This window comes from bacterium, assembly GCA_030652805.1.
Taxonomy (GTDB): domain Bacteria; phylum JAHJDO01; class JAHJDO01; order JAHJDO01; family JAHJDO01; genus JAHJDO01.
Genome location: JAUSPT010000055.1, coordinates 60,943 through 67,785 on the forward strand (window position 1 = coordinate 60,943; position 6,843 = coordinate 67,785).

Annotated in this window: 6 protein-coding genes; 2 read left to right on the forward strand and 4 right to left on the reverse strand. The window is 36.2% G+C overall.

Annotated features, from left to right (window positions below; all coding sequences use genetic code 11):
* Positions 1–55 precede the first annotated feature (55 nt).
* On the forward strand, positions 56–187 hold the full coding sequence (locus Q7J67_06345) for a hypothetical protein (protein MDO9464900.1): 132 nt from the start codon (positions 56–58) through the stop codon (positions 185–187).
* 21 nt (positions 188–208) lie between these two features.
* On the forward strand, positions 209–892 hold the full coding sequence (locus Q7J67_06350) for a D-lyxose/D-mannose family sugar isomerase (GenBank protein MDO9464901.1): 684 nt from the start codon (positions 209–211) through the stop codon (positions 890–892).
* On the opposite strand, the gene mutL is transcribed toward Q7J67_06350, so the two are convergent.
* The 4 genes from mutL to Q7J67_06370 are packed head-to-tail and all read right to left on the reverse strand — an operon-like array spanning position 889 to position 6,611.
* Positions 889–2,595 carry a DNA mismatch repair endonuclease MutL gene (gene mutL / locus Q7J67_06355; GenBank protein ID MDO9464902.1) on the reverse strand — a complete coding sequence of 569 codons (1,707 nt, stop codon included), beginning with the start codon at positions 2,593–2,595 and terminating at the stop codon, positions 889–891. The two genes, Q7J67_06350 and mutL, sit on opposite strands and share 4 nt — an antisense overlap.
* 3 nt (positions 2,596–2,598) lie before the next feature.
* Positions 2,599–3,645, reverse strand: a complete 1,047-nt coding sequence (lpxD, locus tag Q7J67_06360) for a UDP-3-O-(3-hydroxymyristoyl)glucosamine N-acyltransferase (protein MDO9464903.1) — start codon at positions 3,643–3,645, stop codon at positions 2,599–2,601.
* Between the two features lie 10 nt (positions 3,646–3,655).
* A complete protein-coding gene (locus Q7J67_06365) occupies positions 3,656–4,912 on the reverse strand; it encodes a sigma-54 dependent transcriptional regulator (protein MDO9464904.1) in 1,257 nt (418 codons plus the stop codon).
* A 10-nt stretch (positions 4,913–4,922) separates the two neighbouring features.
* Positions 4,923–6,611: an ATP-binding protein gene (locus tag Q7J67_06370; GenBank protein MDO9464905.1), complete on the reverse strand. Its 1,689-nt coding sequence runs from the start codon at positions 6,609–6,611 to the stop codon at positions 4,923–4,925.
* Positions 6,612–6,843 lie beyond the last annotated feature (232 nt).

Here is a 6,843-nt window from a genome sequence, read left to right on the forward strand (position 1 = left end):
TACACAAAGTATAACGGCTTTCATACAGAAGGTTGGGCTGCTTCAGTATCATAGAATGGGAATCAATAAATGGAAAGCTCTTGGAAGACACTATTCATTGGAGCATGTTATTCCTCCTGCAGAGAAAGAGCTTTCAAGATCTGGTAACATATTTGCACAATATGGATTGTGTGTAGTAAAAACTTAAATTACTTTAAGGAGAATTGCGATGAAAAGGTCAGAAGTAAATATGATATTGAAAGATACTATCGAATTTCTGGAGCAAAGAAATTTTTATCTTCCTCCTTTTGCATTCTGGACTTCAAAGGATTGGAAAAGTAAAGGTCATGAAGTAGACGAGATAAGAGATAATCTCATGGGATGGGATATTACAGATTTTGGAAGAGGTAATTTTAGCAAGTTTGGACTCGTTTTATTTACACTTAGAAATGGGAACGATAGCAATCCGAAATATACAAAACCATACGCAGAAAAAATAATGATTGTTGAAGAGAACCAGGAAACCCCAATGCACTTTCATTCTAAGAAAATGGAAGATATTATAAATAGAGGGGGAGGTAATATTTTACTTAAACTGTACAATTCCACTGATGATAAACAATTAGACAAGAATGCATCTGTTAGGGTTTCTTTGGATGGAGTTATAAAACAATTTTCTCCTGGAGAAATAATAACACTTACTCATGGAGAGAGTATAACCTTACCACAAAGGCTATATCACACTTTCTATGCAGAAAATGGCAGAGGGAAGGTTCTTATGGGAGAGGTCTCAAAAGTAAATGACGATAAGATAGATAATCATTTCCTTGAAACAATAGGCAGATTCCCTGAAATAGAAGAAGATGAAGAAGCGCTACATTGCCTTTGCTTTGAATATCCAAAGCTTGACTAAGCCCTCTTAAACTTTTTTTCTAATTCATACTTTGACAGCTTGATCATTGTAGGTCTTCCATGCGGGCAGGTATATTTATTTTCTGAACTGGATAGTTGTCTCAAAAGGGATTTTATCTCTTCTTCCTTGAGCTTAGCCCCTGCTCTGATGGCACTATGACAGGCTATTAACTTGATTATCTCTTCTGTTAAATCTCCTATCTTTTTGACTTTCTCGCTTTCTATAAGCTCATCCAGAACATCAGAAATCACCTGTGTGATATTAGCGTTTTTTAAAATCGCTGGTATTGAGCGTATGCTGAAAGTATTTTTTCCAAAAGGCTCTATCTGAAAACCAAGGGATTTAAAATAATCCAGATATTTCTCAAATACCACTGCCTGCCTGTAATTAAGATTAAGAGTTAGAGCAATTAAAAGCCCCTGGGATTCTACCCTGGAAAGAGAGAGATCTTTAGTTAATTTCTCATAAACAATGCGTTCATGAGCAGCATGCTGGTCGATAATTACAAGATTTCCCTCAAATTGAGTGATTATATAAGTATCGAATATTTGGAGGCTACCTGGTAAAACCTCATACAAACTAGTAAATTCTTCCTGCTCGCAAGTCTTTTGCTTATAAAGATACTTTCCAATTGCTTCTTTAATTTCGCTCTCCTGATTTTTCTCTGAAGCTTTTGAAGTTTGGATGTTGAATAATCCAGGGCTTAAATCATGTGTACTTAGTGCCTGTTTTATTGCCTCCTCAATTAATTCATGAACAATCTTCTCCTTAAAGAATTTTACTTCATCCTTTGTAGGATGGATATTCACATCAATAGCAGCAGGGGGTGTATCTACAAAAATAAACACTACTGGGAATCTGCCTCTTGGTACTAGTGTGTGATAGGCTTCGTATATGCTGTGAGATATAGATTTATTATGAGCGCATCGTTTGTTTATGAATATCAGCTGGCTGTTTCTATTGGCACGTGTTTCCTCTGGTTTGGAAATAAATCCATAGATATTTAAAAGGTCGTTTCCTCCTTCTATTGGTAGAAGATTGTTTGATACTTGTTCTCCAAAAATGGAGGTTATTCTTTTTAAGAGATCATAAGACGGCCCTATATTAATAAGCTCACGTCTATCATGAACAAGCCTAAAGTATATATCAGGCCTAGCGAGCGCTTCAAATGTTACAACATTTACGATATGTCCTGTCTCTGTAGCCTCTGATTTTAGAAACTTGCGTCTGGGAAGTGTGTTAAAAAACAGATCCTCAACCCTCACTGTTGTTCCATCAGCCCGTCCTGTCTGGTGAGATTTTATTATTTTACCTCCAACTGTTTTTATTAAAAAACCAAAAGGGCTATCCTTGGATTTGGTTATAAGTTCTAATCTTGAAACCGAGGCTATACTAGGCAAAGCCTCCCCTCTAAAACCGAGTGTATTTATTTTGAAGATATCATTGACACTACTAATCTTACTTGTTGAGAAACGTTCTAAAGCAAGTACAGCATCATCAGACACCATTCCTGTTCCATTATCAATTACCTCTATTAATTTTTGTCCGCCAGCTTTGATATTTATTACAATTCTTGTTGCTCCGGCATCTATAGAATTTTCTATGAGTTCTTTTACTGCTGATGCAGGCCTTAAGACAATCTCACCTGCTGCAATTTTATTGGAAACATGTTCAGGAAGGATTTTAATTAAATTAAGGCCCATCAATTAGCCCAGTTTTTTCTCTAAGGCTTTTACTTTTTGAGAAAGCTCTTGAATGCTTTTATACATTTCCGGCAGACGATTGCGATATACTTTAATCTTTTGCTCTTCTTTGAGCGGTATAGCAGGATAACCGGATACGCACATGTCAGGACTGATGTCTTTAGTCACTGCGGATTGTGCGGTTATTATTGCATTATCACCAATTTTTATATGTCCTGCAAGTCCGGCTTGCCCTGCAATAGTAACCTTATTTCCTAGTGTTACGGATCCTGATATGCCAACTTGAGCAATAATCACACAATGCTCGCCAATGTCTACATTATGTGCAATTTGAACAAGATTATCAATCTTAGTCCCCCTGCCAATTCGCGTTCTTCCAGCTGTAGCTCTATCAATAGTAACATTAGCTCCAATTTCAACATCATCTTCAACAATTACTGTGCCAAGCTGTGGAACCTTCTTATTAAAAACTCCTTTGATTGGCGTAAAACCAAATCCATCGCTTCCAATCACTGCGCCGTTGTGGATTATTACATTGCTGCCTATTATTACTCTTTCTCTTATACTTACATTTGCGTAGATTAATGTATTAGCGCCTATCCTGGCGCCGTTACCTATGAAGACTCCAGGGAAAATAACAGTATTGTCTCCTATTTGTACATCATTGTCTAAAACAACATGTGCCTCTATGGTAATATTCTTTCCCAGTTTAGCATTCTTGCCTATAACAGCAGTCTTATGAATCCCTGGTAAGGGCATTTCCTTGTTTATTTGCAGATATTCCATTATCTTAACAAATCCGATATACGGATTATCTGTACGTATTACAGGTCTCCCATTTTTATCCGTCTTTTTATCAACAATGATTGCTGAGGCTTTGGTAGTTCTCAAGAGAGGATAATAACGGGCATTTGCTAGAAATGTTATATCTCCTTTTTTTGCTTCTTTTATACCGGAAATGCCAGTTATAACCATGCTGGAATCCCCTTCAACCTTCCCATCTATAAGCCGGGCAATTTGTGCAAGGGTCATGTTTAATATATTAGCCATAGGTTATATTCTACGCTTTCCTAAAGTCGTCAACAACTTCTTTTTTTATTTCAATATATGTAGTTTTGTTTTCTGACTGGGATGTTTCCTCTTCATAAGTTGCAATATAAAACGGCAGATTTTTTTGTCCAATTATGGAACTTCCCTCAAGGACAACAGCTCTTTCAACGATATTTCTGAGCTCGCGCACATTCCCTGGCCAACTATAATTTAGGAGCGCATTCATTGCAGTATGTGAAATGCCATCAATTTTTTCCCCAATAGATTGAGAAAATTTCTGGATAAAATACTGAACTAAAAAGGGGATATCTTCCTTTCTTTCAAGCAGTGGTGGTAGGGTTATATAAGAATCTGACAGTTTATTGTAGAGTGCTTTACTAAATTTAGATTCCTTTATGGCTACAGGTAGATTTCTGTTTGTTGCAGCAATGATCCTTACATCTACTGTTACTGTCTTTGTTCCTCCATCTCTCTCAAATGTCTCTTTTTCAAGCAGTCTGAGAAGTCTCTCTTGAACTTGTTCAGACAAAACTCCTAATTCATTAAGAAAGAGTGTTCCATTATTAGCTAACTCAAGTCTCCCAATCTTTCTCTCTTCTACTTCTGAGAAGGCTTGCTTTTCGTATCCAAACAGCTCACTTTCTAAGAGTTTTTCAGAGAGCGAAATGCAATTAGCAACAATAAAAGGCCCATCTTTTCTAGAACTACAGTTATGAATTGTTCTAGCTATAAGTTCTTTTCCTGTGCCACTTTCTCCATATATTAATACTGCACCTTTTGTCTTGGAAACTTGTTTTATTAACTTATACACCTTCTTCATTCTGCTGGTTTTTCCAATTATTTTATCTGAATGTTTGACTTCCAGCTCTTCCTTTAAATATTTATTTTCTCTCTCTAAAAATGTAAGTCTATATGCCTTATCAACAGTGATCTTCATTTCTTCTAAGTCAAATGGTTTAAGAATATAATCATACGCTCCCTTTTTCATTGCTTCTACAGCAGTCTGAATTGTACCATATGCTGTCATCATGATTACCGGCGCTGTGTTATCTCTTTTCTGTATTTGTTCTAACAGTTCAATGCCATTCATATTAGGCATCTTCATATCTGTAATAATGAGATCAAAATCTACAGTTTCCATTTTTTTCAAGGCTTCCACTCCGTCCTTAGCCTGTTCAGTTTTGTAATTCTCGTTTTCAAGCATAATTTGCAAGATTCTGCGTATCTTTAGCTCATCATCTACAATTAACACACTTGCTTTATTCATATTGTTCCCCTTATGCAGAATTAATGGGAATACATACAGAGAAAATACTTCCCTTGCCCTCTTGACTTTCTACTTTAATAGCTCCATGATGATTCTCAATTATTTTATGTGCAATAGCCAAGCCTAAACCGGTACCCTCAGGTTTTGTTGTAAAGAAAGGATTAAACACCTTGTCCATTACATCCTTAGAAATACCACATCCTGTATCTCTAAATGATATCTCCATTAATTTCATATTCTTGTTAGCATCTCTCTTGATAGCAGTTTTTATTTCCAGCCTTCCGCCATTAGGCATTGCTCCGATAGCATTTAAAATAAGATTAAGAAATACCTGATGCATTTGTTCTACATCAACCATCACAGGAGGTAAATTCTTTTGAAAATTCTTATATACTTTAATGTGGTTTTTTGATATTTCAATATTTGTCATTTGCAAGGTTCTATCTATAATAGGTGCAATTTGATTAATTTCAAGGTTTGATTTTTGAGGACGTGCAAAATCAAGAAATGACGTTACCACCTTATTCAGCCTGTCAGTCTCTTCAATTATATATTGGGTCAGCTCCTTATTATCATTCTGCCCCTGGAATCTGTCTCCCAGTATTTGCGCAGAGTTTTTAATAATAACCAGAGGATTTCTGATCTCGTGAGCCACTCCAGCAGCAAGTTCGCCGAGCGCCGCAAGACGGTCTTTTCTGCGCAGCTCCTCCTCCAGGTGCCTGAGTCTGCGCAACTGTTGGGTCATATCATTAAAAGCATTTGCCAAATCTTTTATTTCTCCTTTTGCCTTTATCTGTATCTGATGTTCAAGATCTCCTCTGGCCACAGCTCTTATTCCCCATGTAAACTTGCGCAAAGGATGAGAAATACTTCGCGCTATCAGAACTCCTATTACCGCAGATAATAATACCCCAAGGAATATTAATATTATAAGAAACTGTCCAACAGCAGTTTGAAATGCATAGGTTTTTTGTATACCAACAAATACAACTCCAAAGACCTTTTTGTCCGGGCTCATAAGCGGGGAGCACAACCCATAAAAATGTAGCTTGTTATGATAAATATCCCTTCTATACTCGGAAGCGCCTTGCGCATATATTTTATTGATAAGTTCTTCTGCGCCAAGCACTACTCGCCCTCTGTCCTTTATAGCTTTTGGATATTGAGATGACTCAAAAAACAGGTCTATATCAACCCCCATTTTCTTCTCTATATCCTGAAAGATTTCTTTTTTAACAGTGTAGCCTGCCACTATTTTCCCTACTACTTTTTCATTTTCCCTGATTTCTAGTCCTACACCAGCAATTAATTTTTTTATGTTATCCTTTTTCAAAAGCACAAGCATTCTTTTTTTATCCGCTTGTTTCATTACATTTGGAGAAATACTCCCGGAAGAGAACTTGAGTTCTCCTTTTTCATTTGTAATGAGTATTGTGTCAATTTGCATTTCCTTCTCTAGCATATCCAGAAGTTTTATTATCTGCTCTTCATCTTGCTGTTTAAATGCTTGCATAAACACAAAGTTGCTGAGTATAATTTCTCCAATTAGAGCAGCTCTATTTTCCAGGTTATCTATTTTATCTGTAATTAAATCTGTTGCACTATGGGTTTTTCTCTTTATATCTTTTTCTAATTGCACAGATATAACTCTTGTAGCTACAAAGGTTGAGATTAAAATAGGCACAAGAGCCATTAACATAAAGGAAAAGATAAGCTTGTTCTGAATATTTGGCTTAAAAAAGGACATAGCTAATTATACTCAAGTTGGGGTTTAAATGCAAAATAATAGGAAGGTAATGCAAGAAGTTTTATGCAAATTCATACTATCCATCTCTCCTAAGGACTATAAATTATCAGTCACATCCTAAATTGTTTATGTTTCTTCTCTTCACCTTGTGGATACTACCGTTCTGTGAATAACTTTCCAAGTT